This window comes from Virgibacillus ainsalahensis (genome assembly GCF_055380755.1).
The window spans coordinates 2,172,907-2,192,568 of sequence record NZ_AP043943.1 but is presented as its reverse complement, the minus strand read 5'-3'; the positions used below and the strand labels follow the sequence as shown (position 1 = coordinate 2,192,568).

At 37.8% G+C, this 19,662-nt stretch carries 16 protein-coding genes; 15 read left to right on the top strand and 1 reads right to left on the bottom strand.

Annotated elements, in window-relative coordinates:
- Nucleotides 1-75 precede the first annotated feature (75 nt).
- The 7 genes from ystJ to ACZ427_RS10655 all read left to right on the top strand — a co-directional run bounded on the left by ystJ (nt 76) and on the right by ACZ427_RS10655 (nt 7,584).
- The gene (gene ystJ, locus ACZ427_RS10685; RefSeq protein WP_461179364.1) at nt 76-1,311 is read left to right on the top strand and encodes an NADP-dependent malic enzyme; all 1,236 of its coding nucleotides are present in this window, start codon (nt 76-78) and stop codon (nt 1,309-1,311) included.
- Nucleotides 1,312-1,345: 34 nt separating this feature from the next.
- Nucleotides 1,346-1,969 (top strand): FadR/GntR family transcriptional regulator, encoded by a 624-nt coding sequence (locus ACZ427_RS10680; protein ID WP_464883420.1) that lies wholly within the window; start codon nt 1,346-1,348, stop codon nt 1,967-1,969.
- A gap of 87 nt (nt 1,970-2,056) precedes the next feature.
- Complete coding sequence (accD, locus tag ACZ427_RS10675; protein WP_461179362.1) at nt 2,057-2,917, top strand: acetyl-CoA carboxylase, carboxyltransferase subunit beta; 861 nt, start codon at nt 2,057-2,059, stop codon at nt 2,915-2,917.
- Nucleotides 2,914-3,870 carry an acetyl-CoA carboxylase carboxyl transferase subunit alpha gene (gene accA, locus ACZ427_RS10670; RefSeq protein WP_461179361.1) on the top strand — a complete coding sequence of 319 codons (957 nt, stop codon included), beginning with the start codon at nt 2,914-2,916 and terminating at the stop codon, nt 3,868-3,870. Before accD ends, accA begins: the two co-directional genes overlap by 4 nt.
- Nucleotides 3,871-4,182: 312 nt before the next feature.
- Nucleotides 4,183-5,142, top strand: coding sequence for a 6-phosphofructokinase (pfkA, locus tag ACZ427_RS10665; RefSeq protein WP_461179360.1), 960 nt, complete (start codon nt 4,183-4,185; stop codon nt 5,140-5,142).
- Between the two features lie 137 nt (nt 5,143-5,279).
- Nucleotides 5,280-7,040 (top strand): pyruvate kinase, encoded by a 1,761-nt coding sequence (pyk, locus tag ACZ427_RS10660; protein ID WP_461179359.1) that lies wholly within the window; start codon nt 5,280-5,282, stop codon nt 7,038-7,040.
- Nucleotides 7,041-7,194: 154 nt separating this feature from the next.
- A complete protein-coding gene (locus tag ACZ427_RS10655) occupies nt 7,195-7,584 on the top strand; it encodes an FxsA family protein (protein ID WP_461179358.1) in 390 nt (129 codons plus the stop codon).
- A gap of 1 nt (nt 7,585) precedes the next feature.
- On the opposite strand, the gene ytvI is transcribed toward ACZ427_RS10655, so the two are convergent.
- Nucleotides 7,586-8,692, bottom strand: a complete 1,107-nt coding sequence (gene ytvI / locus ACZ427_RS10650; RefSeq protein WP_461179357.1) for a sporulation integral membrane protein YtvI — start codon at nt 8,690-8,692, stop codon at nt 7,586-7,588.
- Between the two features lie 299 nt (nt 8,693-8,991).
- Here ytvI and citZ point away from each other — a divergent pair, with 299 nt between their 5' ends.
- From citZ to coaE, 8 genes are all read left to right on the top strand, one after another.
- Complete coding sequence (gene citZ, locus ACZ427_RS10645; RefSeq protein ID WP_461179356.1) at nt 8,992-10,107, top strand: citrate synthase; 1,116 nt, start codon at nt 8,992-8,994, stop codon at nt 10,105-10,107.
- 100 nt (nt 10,108-10,207) lie between these two features.
- Nucleotides 10,208-11,473, top strand: a complete 1,266-nt coding sequence (gene icd, locus ACZ427_RS10640) for an NADP-dependent isocitrate dehydrogenase (protein WP_461179355.1) — start codon at nt 10,208-10,210, stop codon at nt 11,471-11,473.
- 26 nt (nt 11,474-11,499) lie between these two features.
- On the top strand, nt 11,500-12,438 hold the full coding sequence (gene mdh / locus ACZ427_RS10635) for a malate dehydrogenase (RefSeq protein WP_461179354.1): 939 nt from the start codon (nt 11,500-11,502) through the stop codon (nt 12,436-12,438).
- Nucleotides 12,439-12,676: 238 nt separating this feature from the next.
- On the top strand, nt 12,677-13,372 hold the full coding sequence (locus tag ACZ427_RS10630; protein ID WP_461179353.1) for a response regulator transcription factor: 696 nt from the start codon (nt 12,677-12,679) through the stop codon (nt 13,370-13,372).
- Entirely contained in the window at nt 13,369-14,745 is a 1,377-nt protein-coding gene (gene pnpS / locus ACZ427_RS10625) for a two-component system histidine kinase PnpS (protein ID WP_464883419.1), read from the top strand. Before ACZ427_RS10630 ends, pnpS begins: the two co-directional genes overlap by 4 nt.
- A 644-nt stretch (nt 14,746-15,389) precedes the next feature.
- Nucleotides 15,390-18,035, top strand: a complete 2,646-nt coding sequence (gene polA, locus ACZ427_RS10620; protein WP_461179352.1) for a DNA polymerase I — start codon at nt 15,390-15,392, stop codon at nt 18,033-18,035.
- A gap of 14 nt (nt 18,036-18,049) precedes the next feature.
- Nucleotides 18,050-18,877 (top strand): DNA-formamidopyrimidine glycosylase, encoded by an 828-nt coding sequence (mutM, locus tag ACZ427_RS10615; RefSeq protein ID WP_461179351.1) that lies wholly within the window; start codon nt 18,050-18,052, stop codon nt 18,875-18,877.
- A gap of 10 nt (nt 18,878-18,887) precedes the next feature.
- Entirely contained in the window at nt 18,888-19,487 is a 600-nt protein-coding gene (gene coaE / locus ACZ427_RS10610) for a dephospho-CoA kinase (RefSeq protein ID WP_461179429.1), read from the top strand.
- The last annotated feature ends 175 nt before the right edge of the window (nt 19,488-19,662 follow it).

Here is a 19,662-nt window from a genome sequence, read left to right as displayed (position 1 = left end):
GTCTGACCACCTAGAGCTTATAGACAAGAATACGATCCGTGAATTTCAATTGGCGAAAAGGAGAGGTATAAAAAAATGGCAAGCCTTAGAGATGAAGCTTTGCAAATGCATAAAGCAAATAAAGGGAAATTATCCACAGAGTCAAAAGTTCAAGTTCGTAATGCAAATGATTTAAGCCTGGCATATTCTCCGGGTGTTGCAGAACCATGTAAAGAAATTTTCGATCATAAGGAATCCGTATACGACTATACCATGAAGGGAAATATGGTTGCAGTAGTAAGTAATGGTTCTGCGGTGCTCGGGCTTGGTAATATCGGACCTGAAGCAGCACTTCCCGTTATGGAAGGAAAATCTGTACTTTTTAAAAGCTTTGCAGGGGTGGATTCCTTTCCAATTTGTCTCGATACGCAGGATGTGGATGAAATTGTGCGCACAGTCAAATTAATGGAACCGACATTTGGCGGGGTGAATTTAGAAGATATAGCAGCTCCGAATTGCTTTGTTATTGAAGAACGGCTTAAAAAAGAAACAAACATACCTATTTTCCATGATGATCAGCATGGAACCGCTATCGTGACGGTTGCCGGCTTAATCAATGCACTGAAATTGGTTGGCAAGTCATTTACTGACATTAAAGTGGTAGCAAACGGTGCAGGTGCTGCGGGAATTGCAATTATTAAATTATTATATAATTTCGGTGTCCGTGAAATGGTAATGTGTGATTCCAAAGGAGCTATCTATGAAGGCAGACCTTATGGAATGAATGATGTAAAAGATAATGTTGCCAAGTTTACGAATAGTGCTAAAAAAGAAGGCAGTATGGAAGATATGCTTGAAGATGCAGATGTATTTATTGGTGTGTCGGTCGGTGGTGCACTATCCAAAGATATGGTCGAAAAAATGAACGAGGATGCAATCATTTTTGCGATGGCCAATCCAGAACCGGAAATATTGCCTGATCATGCTAAGGAAGCTGGTGCCAAAGTTATTGGTACAGGAAGATCCGATTTTCCAAATCAGGTTAACAATGTGCTGGCTTTCCCGGGTATTTTCCGTGGTGCTTTAGATGTACGTGCAACAAGAATCAATGAAAAAATGAAAGTGGCAGCAGCATATGCAATTGCATCGTTGATAGAAGAAGATAAGCTGAACGAGAATTATGTGATTCCTGCTCCTTTTGATTCGCGTGTTGCGCCTGTTGTAGCATCTAGTGTGGCTAAGGCTGCAATGGAGTCAGGTGTAGCAAGAATTCAAGTAGACCCGGAAGCAATTGCCGAGAATGCAAGAAGATTAACACAAATTGAAAAATAATAATGTGTTAAAAGGAGTGAGCCACGTCTGTTCCATGTCGACAAACCAAAAAGTCTATCAAGGTGTTTTACAGGAAATTCGCAGACTAATCAAGAATAATGCCCTCAAGCCAGGAGATAAACTCCCTTCAGAAAGGCAACTGTCAGATAAACTGCAGGCAGGGAGGTCTTCTGTGAGGGAGGCTTTACGTGCGATGGAGTTATTAGGTCTTATTGAAACAAAGCATGGAGAGGGTACTTTTCTAAGTACATATCGCCCTTTCCAAACGATTGAGCTATTGTCATCATTCATTCTACAGGAAAGCAACACAAAAAAGGATCTATTGCTCGCCAAAAAAATCCTCGAAAAAGAGGCAGTGAAACTTGCATTCATCCATATGAATATGGATGATATAAAAGAATTGGGTACAATTGTACAGAACACCGAAATGAAACCACACGAAAAACATAAGATGTTTTTTAACTTTTTATTTGATAAAGTCGACAATCTGCTATTAGCTAGAGTCTGGCAGCTAATGGAGGATTTTTCGCATACAATCAATAAATACTATTATGATGAAGCCTTTTACAAAGAATTAGTTTTGGCATACTCAGAGAAAAACTATAAAGCGATAGAAGTATTATGTACAGAGTTGGCTCACTCCTATATTATGGAATAAGCTTATTCCAAGTTTGATTATAAACCTTTTAAATTATCTATCGTATTTAAGTAGATGGGATAAAGGTGTTAGAAAGGGGGCATAAACTTGCTTAAGGATTTTTTTAGCAAGAAAAGAAAATATGCATCAATGCCTAGTGAACAAGCAAAAATGGATGTTCCTGAAGGGCTAATGCACAAATGCAGTGGCTGCCATAAAATTTATTACCGGAAAGAAATGAAGAAAAACCTGAATGTTTGTCCGAATTGCGGATTTCATCATCAACTAGGAGCGTGGGAGCGAATTGAAACCCTATTTGATGAAGAAACATTTCAGGAGTGGGATAGACAGCTTACATCAACGAACCCCTTGGGTTTTCAGGACTATGATGGGAAGCTTGAGAAGGATCGGAAAAAAACTGGATTAAATGAAGGTGTCGTTACCGGAAAGGGAAATATGGAGGGACAAGCCACTGCTTTTGCCGTTATGGATGCCAGCTTTCGTATGGGTAGTATGGGTTCTGCAATGGGAGAAAAGATAGCACGTGCCATTGAGAACGCGAAAGACGAATCCTTGCCTTTTATTATATTTACTGCTTCCGGTGGAGCTAGGATGCAAGAAGGTGTCCTGAGTTTAATGCAAATGTCAAAAACATCTGTCGCAATTAAGCGGTTTTCTGATGCCGGCGGCTTAATGCTTTCGGTCATGACCCATCCGACTACTGGCGGTGTATCTGCCAGCTTTGCTTCGTTAGGTGATTATAATTTTGCCGAACCCGGTGCATTAATTGGCTTCGCAGGCAGAAGAATTATTGAACAAACCATTCGCGAAAAGTTACCAGAGGATTTTCAAACAGCCGAATTCCTTTTAAAGCACGGTCAATTAGATCAGGTTGTTCATCGTCATGAATTGAAAAACCTTCTAACAACACTGCTTGAAATGCATCAGAAGGGTGGAGTTAACGGTTGAAACAGATATTGGAATTTGAAAAGCCAATCGTAAGTTTAAAAGAAAAAATTGCGGAATTAAAAAATTTCACACAGGATAGTGAAATTGACCTTTCTGAAGAGATTGATACACTGGAAAAGCGATTAGCTGTTTTGGAAGATGATATATACGGTAATCTAAAGCCATGGCATCGGGTGCAAATGGCGAGACATCAGGAACGTCCAACAACCTTGGACTATATTGAGAAATTATTCACCAGATTTATTGAATTTCATGGGGATCGTTTATTTGGAGATGATGAAGCAATTGTAGCAGGTATCGCCTATTATAAAGAAAACCCCGTAACGGTTATTGGTCACCAGAGGGGAAAAGATACAAAAGAAAATATTCGGCGTAATTTCGGGATGCCACATCCTGAGGGATATCGTAAAGCATTGAGACATATGAAGCAGGCGGAAAAATTTAATCGTCCGATCATCTGCTTTATTGATACAAAAGGTGCGTATCCAGGAAAAGCTGCTGAAGAACGTGGCCAAAGTGAAGCGATTGCCCGTAATCTTATGGAAATGGCTGGTATCACCGTTCCGATTATCTGTGTAGTGATTGGTGAAGGCGGAAGTGGTGGTGCGCTTGCATTAGGTGTTGGGGATCATATTCATATGCTGGAGAATTCCACTTATTCTGTTATATCCCCGGAAGGTGCTGCTGCATTATTATGGAAGGATTCAGGTCAGGCACAGAAAGCAGCTGAATCAATGAAAATAACCTCCTATGATCTAAAACAATTGAATGTTATTGATCAGATAATCCCGGAGCCTAAGGGGGGCGCCCATCGGGACGTTACCCAGCAGACAGAATATATAGACCAAATCATTGAACAATCAATAAATACGCTGTCCGCTTATACGCAAGAAGAGTTGCTCGAAAAAAGATGGGAAAAATATAAACAGATTGGTGAATATAAAATCTTGTAGCAACTAATCTGTGAACTAGGGGGAGAGGCTGAAATTCATCAGTCTCTTTTTGCAATCCAGAAAATTCTTTTTAATATTGTACAACACAAACATTTTTGATTCTTTATTTTTGAGGGATGATTTAATATAATAGAACATGCTAAATATTGATTACATATTATTCAGAAAAACTCAGGTTTTATTTGTTAAAATTATGGGAAAACTCACAGTTACAATGAAATTAATTGCTATTTTAGCTTGTAAACATTATCTTTGTATAGGGAAGGATATTACAATACGTACGAATCTTTGTAACTTGAGGTGAAAAATAATATGAAGAAAATTGGTATTTTGACAAGTGGTGGCGATGCGCCAGGTATGAATGCCGCAATTCGGGCTGTTGTCAGAAAATCAATCTACCATGAAGTTGAAGTATATGGAATAACAAACGGCTATCAGGGATTGATTGAGGGCAGTATTAAACAGATGGATGTTGGTTCTGTAGGCGACATTATTCAGCGGGGCGGTACCATTTTATTAACATCCAGAAGTGATGAATTTAAAACAGAAAAAGGTCAACAAAAAGCAATTGATCAGTTAAATAAATTTGGAATTGAAGGTTTAATTATAATCGGTGGAGATGGAAGTTTCCATGGTGCGCAAAAATTGACGGAAAGAGGCTATCCTTGTATCGGGATTCCTGGCACCATCGACAATGACATTCCGGGAACGGATTTCACCATAGGATTTGATACAGCATTGAATACTGTTATTGAAGCAATTGATAAAATTCGTGATACAGCTACATCACATGAACGAACTACGGTTATCGAAGTGATGGGAAGAGACGCAGGTGACATTGCACTATGGGCTGGACTTTCCGGAGGAGCTGAAAGTATTATCATCCCGGAGAAACAGGAGAAATTCCAGGATATTGTTGATCGGATTATGCACGGTAATGCCCGGGGCAAGAAACATAGTATTATTATTGTCGCTGAGGGTACAGGCAGTGGATTTGACTTGGGTGAACGTATCAAGGAGTCGACTGGGCTGGATACCCGTGTGTCAGTATTAGGATATATTCAGCGCGGTGGTACACCGACTGCATCAGACCGTGTACTTGCAAGCCGGCTTGGAGGTTATGCAGTAGAAATGCTACTGTCTAAAAAAGCAGGTAGAATGGTTGGTATCCAAAGTAATAAACTGGTAGATCATGACATTATGGAAATTTTGTCGGATGAGCATACGGTTGATTTAAAGATGTACGATTTATCAAAAGAATTATCGATATAAAGTGCAACATTAATCAATAGGATAGTTCTCAACTCCTCTTTGAGATTCAATTGAATTTGAAAAACCTTGAGGCAGTTCGTTCGACCAGCTAGTTACATGATAAAATATTTCCCAGTAATATTAAGGAGGAAGAAGTAGTGAGAAATACAAAAATCGTATGTACAATTGGACCGGCTTCGGAATCGATTGAAACCCTGGAACAATTAATTGATGCAGGAATGAATGTTGCACGATTAAATTTTTCCCATGGAGATTACGAAGAGCATGGAGCACGAATTGAAAATATTAGAAAAGCTGCAGATAACAAAGAAACAACTGTTGCAATTCTGCTGGATACAAAAGGTCCTGAAATACGAACAGGAAACTTTAAGGAAGGTCAGGCCGAAATTCTGCAAGGTACTGTTGTTTATGTGTCTATGAATGATATAGAAGGTACAGCTGAACGATTTTCCATCACCTATGATGGACTGATCAATGATGTTAATGAAGGCTCAACAATTCTATTGGATGATGGATTGATAGAGCTTGAAGTTCTAGGAATAGATAAAGAAAATAAAGAACTGAAAACACTCGCTAAAAACTCAGGGATTATTAAAAACAAAAAAGGTGTCAATGTTCCAAATGTCTCTGTGAATTTACCAGGTATAACCGATAAAGACGCAAGTGACATTGAATTTGGAATCGAACAGGGAGTCGATTTTATTGCGGCTTCTTTCGTACGCCGGCCTTCAGATATTTTAGAGATACAAGAATTACTTGAAAACCACGATGCAACACATATTCAAATGATACCTAAAATTGAGAACCAGGAAGGTGTAGACAATATCGATGCCATTTTGGAAGTAAGTAATGGTTTGATGGTTGCACGTGGTGATTTAGGGGTAGAAATTCCTGCTGAAGACGTGCCACTCGTACAGAAGGAATTAATTAAGAGGTGTAATACCGCAGGCAAACCGGTGATTACTGCAACACAAATGCTGGATTCTATGCAAAGAAACCCTCGACCTACAAGAGCAGAAGCGTCTGATGTTGCTAATGCTATTTTTGATGGGACAGATGCAATTATGCTTTCCGGTGAAACAGCTGCAGGAAGTTATCCGGTTGAATCTGTTCAAACAATGAGTAATATTGCACTAAAAGCCGAGTCGGCATTGGATCATAAAACCATTCTTTCACAGCGTTCCAAATCAGTTGATATGACAATAACAGATGGAATCAGTCAGTCTGTTACTCATACCGCTATGAACCTGGGAGTTAGTGCTATTATAACACCAACAGAAAGTGGCCATACTGCCCGTATGATTTCAAAGTATCGCCCTCATGCTCCAATTGTCGCCGTAACTTATTCTGACCATGTAAATCGTCAGCTTTCCCTGGTCTGGGGAGTTCATGCTGTTACCGGAGAAAGAGCTAATTCAACAGATGAAATGTTGGAAGTTGCGGTTGATCGCGGGCTAAGTACAAAATTATTTGAGCGTGGAAGCAGAGTTATTATAACTGCAGGAGTACCTGTGGGTGAAAGTGGAACAACGAATATCATGAAAGTCCATGTTATTGGAGATGTAATTGCAAGAGGACAGGGTATTGGAAGACATAGTGTCTATGGAAAAGCTGTTGTTGTAAAAACGGCGGAAGAAGCGATAGAAAAAGTGCGAGAAGAGGATATTCTTGTTACGTATGGAACAGATCGTGAAATGATGCCTGCTTTAGAGAAAGCAAGTGGAATAATTACAGAAGAAGGTGGTTTAACTTCACATGCCGCCGTAGTTGGTTTAAGTCTGGGCATTCCGGTAATTGTTGGTGTTAAAGATGTCTTTGATTTAATTAAAGATGGCGCTGATATTACGATTGATGGTTCAAAAGGGGATATTTATAAAGGTCACACCAGTGTACTGTAAGTGCGTATTATAAAGGAGATTAAAAAGACCGGAAACATTGACGCGTCTTTTTAAACCGGTCTTTGAATCCCCTCTATCGAAATAAATTCCGGTGGAAAAGGAGGTGAGGAACCTCCTTCTTTTTCACTTTACTTTAAGAAAAGTGGTGAAAAATATGCGATGGTTACTTCTAACTTTACTTGTCCTATCTGCACTTGAAATTGGGGTGTTTATGTGGATTGGCGGAACGATTGGGCCATGGTGGGTTGTTATTTTGATTGTTCTGACGGGAGTTCTTGGAATTATGCTTGCCAAGCAGCAGGGGTTACAAACCTGGAACCGGGCACAAAATTCCATGAAGAATGGACTACCACCAGGCGAGCATCTGATTGATGGTATATGTATTTTTATTGGTGCGGTGTTTTTGTTTACCCCCGGTTTTATAACAGATTTCGTAGGATTCATGCTGGTCCTTCCAATAAGTAGGAATTTATTTAAAAATAGTATAAGAAAGTATATGAATCGCATGATGGGTAAAGGTACAATTATTTATCGAAAGTGGTAAATCATCCCTTTACAAACTTCCAGATCTTCAAGAAAAATCCTGCTTGATGGAATGCATTCAGTAAAACAAGCAAAATGGGAGCGATGATCATCCCTAAAAATCCCCATAATTGAATACCGACAAATAATGCTGTCAAAGCGGCAAGCGGGTTTAATCCTATACTATTGGAAAGAATTTTCGGTTCCATGATCTGGCGTATTATAATAATGAGTATATAAAGAATGCAAAGGCTTATTGTCAGGGAATAATCAGCTGCTATAAACAGATAAATAATCCACGGTATGAAAATAACCCCTGTACCAATATAAGGGAGCAAATCAAGTCCTGCAGAAATGAAGGCAATTGTTAGAGCATGTTCAATTTGCAAGATTGTCAAACCTGTAAAAATAATGCCAGCAGTAATAGAAATGAGAATAATTTGGGCTTTTGTAAACCCAACAATTGCTTGTTTTAAATGACTGACAATATCACTTACTAATGGAAAAATAGAGGATGGTAAAACTTTCATAGCTGATTGTTTGATTTGATGCCAATCATTTGTAATAAAAAATGTAGCTAAGACGATGAATACGAAAGCAGTGGCTGAATTAGGCAATGCAGTTAGAACTGATTGGATGAACAAAAAAAATTCCTCGACTAAAGATGCACCTGTGAGCGCAATATAATTAGTGATTTCCTGTAATTTTTCTTTTATCGAAATTTGATAGGAAGCATCAAGCGTATGAAAGAATGAAATAAGTTTATGGTAAATTGGCAGTATTTCCCTTTCTATTAATTCTTCCATATTTGTAAAAAAAACCTGATAGGCCGTGGGGACTTTTTCTGCTAAGTAAATGGTTCCCTGAATTAATTCTGTGATGATAAAAATAAATGCTCCAATAACTAGTACAAATACCGTGAAAAGAATGGTTACAGTTGCAAAAGATCTTGGAAATTTCATTCTATGTTCTAAAAATGTAACCAGAGGATTGATCATATAAGCTAAAATAATGGCTAATAGTATTGGATATAGCGGCATGATGACGTGTTTGATTGTAAAGTAGGTAATCAGCAATAAAGCAATTACTATAATAGCTCTAAATATTTGAAGAAGAACAGGCTTGTACATCGTATGACCTCATTTGTATTGATTCTCTTATTAACTTACTTATGATGTAAATGATGAATTTAGACATTAAATGTAATGTGCAATGTTTAAATATAGAGACAAACTGCTATTTAATGGCCCTTAAGAGACTGTTTTAAAAGTTTATTTATAAAATTAAACGGTTTCAATTCACATTGCATTCATAATACTTTATAATTGTGATTGGGGATGACAATGTTCTACAACAAATATTGTCAGATATAGTTCTTAAACATCTATAGAATGAAAGAACAATTTATGAAAAAAGGAGAGGGTTTGTTATGACTACAACAAAAGGGCTTGAAGGGGTTGTAGCAACTCAATCGTCAATTAGTTCCATTATTGATGATCAACTTACGTATGTTGGTTATAAAATTGATGATTTAGCTGAAAATTCTAGTTTTGAAGAAGTTGTTTATTTGCTATGGAATCAAAAGCTACCAAACAAATCGGAATTAGATGCATTTAAAAGTGACCTAGCATCAAATATGGAACTAAATGATGCGGTGGTAGAGCATTTACGTTCATATGACTTATCAACAGTTCACCCAATGGCAGCCTTGCGTACTGCAGTTTCACTGTTAGGTTTATATGATGAAAAAGCAGATGTGATGGAAGCGGATGCAAATAAACAAAAAGCCGTTCGCATCCAGGCCCAAATTTCATCAATTGTAGCTGCATTTGCGAGAATCCGTCAGGGAAAAGACCCTGTAAAACCAAAAAAAGAATATAGCTATGCAGAAAACTTCCTTTACATGTTAAATGATGAAGAACCTAAAGATATTGAAGTAGAAGCCATTAATAAAGCGTTAGTACTACATGCTGACCACGAACTCAATGCCTCTACATTTACCGCGAGAGTATGTGTGGCTACACTTTCAGATATCTATTCGGGTGTAACAGCAGCAATCGGAGCATTAAAAGGTCCGTTGCACGGTGGAGCAAATGAACAGGTTATGGCGATGTTATCTGAGATTGGTGATGAAGAAAAAGCCATTCCATATATTAAAGAAAAATTTGCCAATAAAGAAAAGGTTATGGGTATGGGTCACCGTGTATACAAAAATGGAGATCCACGCGCCAAGTATCTTAAAGAAATGTCTAGACAATTAACAGAACTTACCGGTCAGGCAAAATGGTATAATATGTCTGTAAAAATTGAGGATTTTATTAAAGAGGAAAAAGGTCTTCCGGCGAATGTTGACTTTTATTCAGCTTCTGTCTATCACAGTCTTGGAATCGATCATGATTTATTTACACCAATTTTTGCAGTGAGCCGTACATCCGGATGGTTAGCTCACATTTTGGAACAGTATGACAATAATCGTCTTATCCGTCCGCGTGCCGAATACACTGGTCCAAAATCACCAGAGTATGTTTCCATTGAAAATCGCTAATCAATAGGAATTGAGTAGCCTTAATTAAACGGCTACTCTCATAAATTGTTGGAATATGTTAGAATAATGATGCGAAAAGATTAACAGGAGGTTATTTACTATGGGAGAGAAAATTATTGTAGAAAACGGCAAAATGAATGTGCCAAACAACCCGATTATTCCTTTTATTGAGGGAGATGGGACAGGTCCGGATATTTGGAATGCGTCTAGAAATGTCATTGAAGCTGCAGTGAAAAAGGCTTATAATGGCGAAAAAGAAATTGAATGGACAGAGGTCTATGCAGGTCAAAAAGCATACGACAAAACCGGGGAATGGCTGCCGCAAGAAACTCTCGATAAAATCAATGAGTATAAAATAGCGATTAAAGGTCCTTTAACCACCCCAATCGGTGGAGGGATTCGTTCTCTAAATGTGGCACTTCGCCAGAAACTGGATTTATTCACTTGTCTGCGTCCTGTGCGTTATTTTGATGGAGTTCCATCACCTGTTAAGCATCCTGAAGATGTTAATATGGTAATCTTCCGCGAAAATACAGAAGACATTTATGCAGGTATTGAGTGGCAGAATGGCTCAGATGAAGTGAAAAAGGTAATTAACTTCCTTCAAGAAGAAATGGACGTTAATAATATTCGTTTCCCTGAAACTTCCGGAATTGGTGTAAAACCAGTATCTGAAGAAGGAACGAAGCGTATCGTACGTTCAAGCATCAATTATGCACTGAATGAAGGACGCAAAAGTGTTACTTTAGTACATAAAGGTAACATCATGAAATTTACAGAAGGTGCTTTTAAAGCATGGGGCTATGAGGTAGCTGAAGAAGAATTTGGTGATAAAGTATTCACATGGGCTGAATATGACCGTATCGTCGAAAAAGAAGGAAAAGACGCCGCAAATAAAGCGCAGGATGATGCACTAGCATCAGGCAAAATTCTTGTTAAAGATGCAATTGCCGATATCTTCCTTCAGCAAATTTTAACTCGTCCTAAAGAATTTGATGTTGTTGCGACAATGAACCTTAATGGGGATTATATTTCTGACGCACTTGCAGCTCAAGTAGGAGGAATCGGTATTGCTCCGGGTGCAAACATCAATTATGATACAGGACATGCCATTTTTGAAGCAACACATGGTACTGCACCTAAATATGCAGGAATGGATAAGGTAAATCCTTCATCTGTCATCCTTTCTGCTGTGGAGATGCTTGAGCATCTTGGTTGGAAAGAAGCGGCAGCGTTGATTACGAAATCAATGGACAAAACAATTGCTTCAAAAGTAGTAACGTATGACTTTGCACGCTTAATGGATGGAGCTACAGAAGTTAAATGTTCAGAATTCGGTAATGAATTAATCAAAAATATGGACTAATTTAATGGCTAGGGAGGGGAAGAACAATGGCTATCAAAAGAAATAAGATCTCAGTAATCGGTTCGGGATTCACTGGTGCTACAACAGCATTAATGCTTGCACAAAAAGAACTTGGGGATGTCGTACTTGTTGATATTCCTGATATGGAAGACCCAACAAAAGGAAAGGCGCTTGATATGGCCGAAGCTGCCCCGGTACAAGGTTTTGATGCTGGAATCAAAGGTACCTCCAACTATGAAGATACCAAAGATTCCGATTTGGTAATTATCACAGCTGGTATTGCCCGCAAACCTGGAATGAGTCGTGATGATTTAGTAAATACAAATGCAAAAATCATGAAGACGGTAGCAAAAGACATTGTTAAATATTCACCTGATACTACAATCGTAGTGTTAACAAACCCTGTTGATGCAATGACGTATACAGTATTTCAAGCATCAGGTCTGCCTAAAGAACGTGTTATAGGACAATCAGGTGTACTGGATACTGCCCGTTTCCGCAGTTTTATCGCTGAAGAACTTAACCTATCTGTAAAAGATATTACCGGTTTTGTACTCGGTGGTCATGGAGATGATATGGTTCCATTAATCCGTTATTCCTATGCAGGCGGTATCCCTCTTGAAAAATTAATTTCAAAAGAGCGTTTAGATGAAATTGTTGCCCGTACTCGTACAGGTGGCGGTGAAATTGTAAACCTTCTGGGTAACGGTAGCGCTTATTATGCACCTGCTGCTTCTCTAACAGTTATGGCAGAAGCAATCCTTAAAGATCAACGTCGTGTTCTTCCATCAATTGCATACCTTGAAGGTGAATATGGTTATTCGAATATTTATCTTGGTGTACCTACTATACTTGGTGCAGATGGAATTGAAGAAATCATTGAATTGGACTTATCAAATGAAGAAAAAGCTGCATTGGATAAATCCGCAGAGTCTGTTAAAAACGTCCTTGCTGTATTAAAATAAACTACTTTAAAAAAGGCTTCTTATTGCACATTATGTGTATTAAGAAGCCTTTTTATTGATTCTTTTCGTAAATTTTGTGTCTTACCCCGAACAGATACAAAATGCGACGTATTGTCGGTTAATTTTTAAAACTATGTAAATTTTCATTTACAAACGCCGTAAGATATTCACATTTCTCTTCATCCATTGTAAGATATGTATAAGTATAGATTTGGGTTATACAGAAATGGGGATTATGATGAAGAAAAAAATACTAGTCGTAGATGATGAACAGTCTATTGTAACTTTATTAAAATTTAATGTAGAAAAAGCCGGATTTCTTACAGATGTCGCTTATGATGGTTTGGAAGCCGTCAATAAGGCTCAGAATAATGAATACGATCTTATTATCCTTGACCTCATGCTTCCTGAAATGGATGGAATGGAGGTTTGTAAGCATTTAAGGAGTAATAAAATTGAAACTCCAATCTTAATGTTAACCGCAAAAGATGATGAATTTGATAAAGTATTGGGTCTTGAACTCGGGGCTGATGATTATTTAACGAAACCTTTTAGCCCGAAAGAAGTTGTTGCACGTATAAAAGCAATTTTAAGAAGAACTGAAAAGGTATCAGAATTTAATTATAAAACCTTGCATATTGGTGATTTAATCATATACCCCGAACGTTATGAAGCAGAAATGAATAATAAGGTTATTACGTTTACCAGAAAAGAGTTTGAGCTACTATTTTATCTTGCAAATCATAAGGGGAAAGTTATCTCAAGGGATCAGTTACTTAGTGGTATTTGGGATTATGATTTTGTTGGAGATACTCGAATTGTCGATGTTCATATCAGTCATTTAAGGGAAAAAATTGAACCAACTACTAAAAAGCCCGAATATATTAAGACTGTGAGAGGACTCGGTTATAAATTGGAAGAACCTGCATTATGAAGGCGGTATTTACAAAGCCTTTACTCTCTTATATTGCCGGTATCTTTGTTCTTTTGTTAATTTCAGGAATTATACTAACTCAAATCACGAATAAAATTATAATACTATTATCGGTTTTCGTGGCAATGTTTATTATCTTGCTGTTAATTTTACTTCATATTTACGATAAATTTATAAAACCGATTAATAAAGTGTCAAAAACGATGGATGAAATGGTTAAGGGGAATTACCGCGCACGTATCCATCAGACTTCTCATGGACAAGTCGCTGAATTAAGCAGTAAAGTAAATCAGTTGGCCCGTAACTTAAGTGAACTATCCATACAGGAACAGCTCCATTCAGAACAATTAGCCTCTGTGATTGATAATACAGAAAGCGGACTGGTACTGATTGATGAAAAGGGATATATTCATCTGGTAAATCGTAAATTCATCTCAATCTTTGGAAACACTCCGAAGGATTATAATGGGCATCTTTTTTATAATGTAATTGATAATGAATTAATTCATCAAACGGTGCAACATACCTTTCTGTATGAAAAAAATATAAAAAAAGAACTCAGCTATTTTAAAGGAATAGACAAACATTATTTAGAAGTTGTCGGTGTTCCAGTCCTTAATGATAGAAATATATTAAAAGGTGCAGTGCTTGTTTTATATGATATCACGGAATTAAAAAGGCATGAATTAATGCGAAAGGATTTTGTTGCGAATGTTTCGCATGAATTGAAAACGCCCATTACTTCCATCAAAGGTTTTGCTGAAACACTCCTTGATGACGAAATGACAGGTGAAGATGTAAAAACTGATTTTCTGCGTATTATATTTAATGAAAGCCATCGTTTGCAGCAGCTTATCGATGATTTATTAAAGCTATCAAAATTGGAAAAAGAGGGGTATCCCCTTGTACTATCAGAAGTCCATCCAAAATCATTAGTAGAGGAGGTTATACCAGCAATTAACTATAAAGCCGAGCAAAAACAATTGCAACTTTCGATAGATGTGAAGGGTGATATCGTATTCAAGGCTGATAGAGAAAGAATAAAGCAAATATTAATCAATCTTTTGGACAATGCAATCCACTATACTTCAGAGAATGGCAAGGTAGCGTTGAAGGTTGATGCTACGATGGATTATGTTCATATTCAGGTTACAGATACAGGTATCGGTATTGAACCCCAAGCGTTACAGCGGGTATTTGAACGATTTTATCGTGTGGATAAGGCACGGAGCAGAAATACAGGAGGAACAGGTTTAGGTCTTGCAATAGTCAAACATATTGTAGAAGTCCATGAAGGTAAAATTAAAGTGGATAGCGAAATTGATAAAGGAACAGCTGTCCATGTTTATCTGCCAAAAGATTCGTCGATATAAAAACACTCCCGAAATACGGGGGTGTTTTTATATCCTATGGTATATATAGTGAAAAGCATACCTCCAGCAACGGATATAGATTTAGAGAAGTCTCACTGGTTGCCGGGCGTTGAAATTATTCCATAACCTTCCTATTTCCTTCGCTGGATTGTGCACTGCAACTTATCGTATTTATTATTTGTCACGTAATAGCCATGCACTCTTAAGATAGTTGATTGGAGCGGAGGACTGTTGACTCCTGTGGGAAAAGCAACAGCTGAAGATCCCGCAGGAAGTGGTTTTGCTTCCGAGGAAGCTGAAACGTTGCCCACGGAAAGCAACGGTCCTCAGCGGAAATCAACATAGCAGTTACTTCATCTTTTATATCAACTGCGACGTTAAAGGGAACAAAATTATGGTGGTTTTTTGATTAATTTTTCTCGTTCTAATAACCGTAGTTTTCATGCAAAAGTATAAATCTCTCTTACTGCATAAGTTCGGCCCATCAAGGCATTGTGAAAATCAAGTTCTAATGATCGGCAGTTCTATGAGCAACTTCGTACATCTTCAATACATACATCAGGCATATCTCACCATTATTTTTTCTTTTCTGCACAGACAATGATAAAATGTGTTTAGTTATTATTTTGATTGGAGGCATATCTATGTCCAAAAAACTCGTTTTAATCGATGGAAACAGTATTATTTATCGTGCGTTTTTTGCACTGCCGCTCTTAAACAACGATAAAGGTGTGTATACAAATGGAGTGTACGGATTTACAACGATGCTGCTGCGTATTTTGGAAGAAGAGAAACCGACACATATGCTGGTTGCATTTGACGCCGGAAAAACAACCTTTCGCCATGCAACCTATAAAGAATATAAGGGCGGACGTCAAAAAACACCACCTGAATTATCCGAACAATTTCCATTGATGAAAGAGTTGCTTGATGCATTTCGGATTCGTCATTATCAGCTGGAGCAATATGAAGCGGATGATATTATCGGAACACTTGCCTCGTTGGGTAAAGAAAATAATATGGAAGTGACAGTAATATCCGGAGATAAGGATTTACTGCAGTTGACTTCTGAACAGGTTACCGTAAATCTGACGAAAAAAGGGATCAGTGAAGTAGAAAAGTATACACCGGCATTTATGAAAGAAAAGATGGAAATATCTCCGGAACAGATTATCGATTTGAAAGCATTAATGGGAGATAGTTCGGATAATATCCCTGGAGTGCCAGGAATTGGGCAAAAAACAGCGACAAAGTTATTGAAACAGTATGATACATTGGAAGAAGTATATAATCATATGGATGAAGTCAGTGGAAAAAAAATGAAAGAAAAACTGGCTACATATAAAGATGATGCATTTATGAGTAAAGATCTGGTAACAATTAAATGTGATTCTCCGATAACTGTTTCGATTGATGAGCTGGTTTACGAAGGGTATAACCAGGCGCAGGTAAGTACCATGTTTAAAAATCTTGGGTTCCAATCCTTATTGAATCGGATATCAGGTGGGACTGCCGAAGATGATAGTGAAGACAACAAGAGTGAATTAAAGGAAATGGATATGGTTATTGTCAGTGAGGTGACAGCTTCCATGTTCACCGGAAATGATGCGCTTGTAGTAGAAATGATCGGGGATAATTATCATACCGCGGGCATTGAAGGAATTGGGATTGTAAATCATAAAAATAATTATTTTATCCCAACAGAAGTAGCGTTAAATTCAAACATATTTAAAGAATGGGCAGAGGACGCGGGAAAAGTAAAATATGTGTTTGATGCCAAAAAGACATTGGTAGCATTATTAAATCGTGGCATTCATATTAAAGGTATCACGTTTGATATGTTGTTGACTTCTTACTTGCTTAATCCATCCGAGAATAACCATGATATCCCGGCAATTGGTAACCGGATGGGAAATACGGATGTCCATTTTGATGAAGAAGTTTATGGCAAAGGTGCAAAATTGAAAATACCGGAACAATCTATTCTGGCTGAACATGTCACTCGAAAAACAGCTGTTTTATATTCATTAAAAGAAGAAATGGAAGAACAATTAAAGACAAATGAACAATATGAATTATGTAAAGAACTCGAAATGCCGCTTGCTCTCATCTTAGGAGAAATGGAGCATTTAGGTGTGAAAGTGGATATTTCCCGTTTGGAAGAAATGGGGAGTGATTTAAAAGAACGTTTAAGTCAGCTGGAAAGCGAGATACATGAATTAGCCGGTGAGACATTTAATCTGAATTCACCAAAGCAGCTTGGACCAATTCTATTTGAGAAACTGAAATTGCCTGTAATAAAAAAAACAAAAACCGGCTATTCAACAGCTGCAGATGTATTAGAACAGTTAGAGAATGAGCATGCAATTATCCCGAAACTTTTATTATACCGTCAATTAGGAAAGCTTCAATCAACATATATTGAAGGCTTACTGAAGGTTGTGGATTATGATACCCAAAAAATTCATACACGTTTTAATCAGGCACTTACACAAACTGGAAGATTAAGTTCCATCGAACCAAACCTGCAAAATATCCCGATTCGCTTGGAGGAAGGACGCAAAATCCGACAGGCGTTTGTTCCGATTAAGAAAGACTGGATCATGTTTGCAGCAGACTATTCGCAAATTGAATTGCGGGTATTGGCACATATTGCAAATGATGAAAAATTAGTTGCGGCTTTCAAAAATGACCTGGATATTCACACCCAAACGGCAATGGATGTATTTCATGTTGAAAAAGAAGAAGTAACCTCAAATATGCGTCGGCAGGCAAAAGCTGTTAACTTTGGAATTGTATATGGAATAAGTGATTATGGACTTTCACAAAGCCTGGGCATAACCCGGAAAGAGGCAAAACAGTTTATTGAACGCTATTTTGAAAGCTATCCAAGTGTGAAATCGTATATGGATGAAATTGTGCAGGAAGCAAAACATCAGGGGTATGTCACTACATTAATGAATCGCAGAAGATATTTACCGGAAATAACCAGCCGCAACTTCAATTTGCGAAGCTTCGCTGAACGAACGGCGATGAACACACCAATTCAGGGAAGTGCGGCAGACATCATAAAAAAAGCAATGATTGACTTGCATGAAAAACTAAAAGAAGAGAAATTGGAGGCGCGAATACTTCTCCAAGTGCATGATGAATTGATTCTTGAAGCACCAAAGGAAGAATTGGATAAATTGAAAGGAATTGTGCCGGCTATGATGGAGCATACCGTGGATTTAACCGTACCATTAAAGGTTGACTATGAATATGGGAATAGCTGGTTCGATGCAAAATAAGGGGAATTATAAAGATGCCGGAATTACCAGAAGTAGAAACGATTAAGCAAACATTAAAGCAATTTGTCATGAATAAAACGATAAAGGAAGTAACGGTTTACTGGCCAAATATCATCAAGGAACCTGATGATGTAGAGCAATTCAAATTATTGTTGGCGCAACAAACCATACAGGATATTACCCGTAGAGGAAAGTTTCTTCTGTTCCATATGGATGATTATATATTAGTCTCCCACCTTCGAATGGAAGGGAAATACAATGTTCATAAAGCAAGTGCTCCTGTCAAAAAGCATACACACGTTATTTTTACATTTACCAATGGCGAGCAGCTCCGTTATAATGATGTGCGCAAATTTGGAACAATGCATGTTTATTCCAAGGGCCAGGAAATGTTTCAAAAGCCACTCAACCAATTGGGGCCTGATCCGTTTGACGAGGCTTTTACTCTTGATTACCTCTATAAAAAACTGAAAAAAACTAATCGTGTTGTCAAAGCTGCTTTATTGGATCAATCCATTGTGGCAGGTCTAGGCAATATATATGTGGATGAAACATTATTTAAAGCAAATGTGCATCCATTAAAGCAATCAAGTAAATTAACGAAGAAGGAAATAAAAGCAATCCGTGAACAAGCAATAATAACACTGGAAGCTGCTGTGAAACAAGGTGGTACCACCATTCGGTCGTATGTGAACAGTCAAGGTGATATGGGTATGTTTCAACAGGAGTTATTTGTTTATGGACAGGAAAACCAAGCCTGTAAAAAATGTGGAAATCAAATTGTGAAAATGAAAATAGGTGGACGTGGGACACATGTATGTACAACATGCCAAAAAAATTAAGGGGGAGCAAATGGCGCTAATTATCGGATTAACCGGAAGTATTGCCTCAGGAAAAAGTACAGTTTCTCTCATGTTTGATGACTTTAACATTCCCGTGGTAGATGCGGATAAGATTTCAAGAGAAGTTGTAAACCCAGGAGAAAAAGCATACACAAATATCATCAAGACATTTGGCCAGGAAATATTGCGGGAGGACAAGACACTTGACCGTGAAAAACTGGGTTCCATCATATTTGCGGATGATGAAAAACGAAAACAGTTAAACAGCATCGTTCATCCTGCAGTCAGGGAAAAAATGTTACAAAAAAAAGAAGCATTCGTCCAAGCAGGTGCCTCCAGTGTTGTACTGGATATCCCTTTATTATTTGAAAGTAAATTAACTCATTTTGCCGATAAAACTCTAGTGGTTTATGTAGATGAGGAAGTTCAGTTAGAGCGATTGATGAAACGTAACGGCTACGCAGAAGAAGAAGCCAAACAGCGTATCAGCTCTCAGATATCTGTCAGTGATAAAGCCGAAATGGCAGATGCTACGATTGATAATAATGGGACGAAGTATGAATCCTTTGAACAGCTGGAGAAATTGTTGAAAGAGTGGAAAGTTATTTAGGAAGGTGAAAGATCAAAGCGAGATGAGCTCGTTTTGGTCTTTTTTTAGTAGTTAAGAAACCTTATATAGCGGCAAAGATGAAAAAATAAAAAAGGTACTCTAATGCGTTAGTATAACTGAAATGTCTCACACAGGTTTGACAATAAGCGAAGATTATTTAAAACATTCAACACAT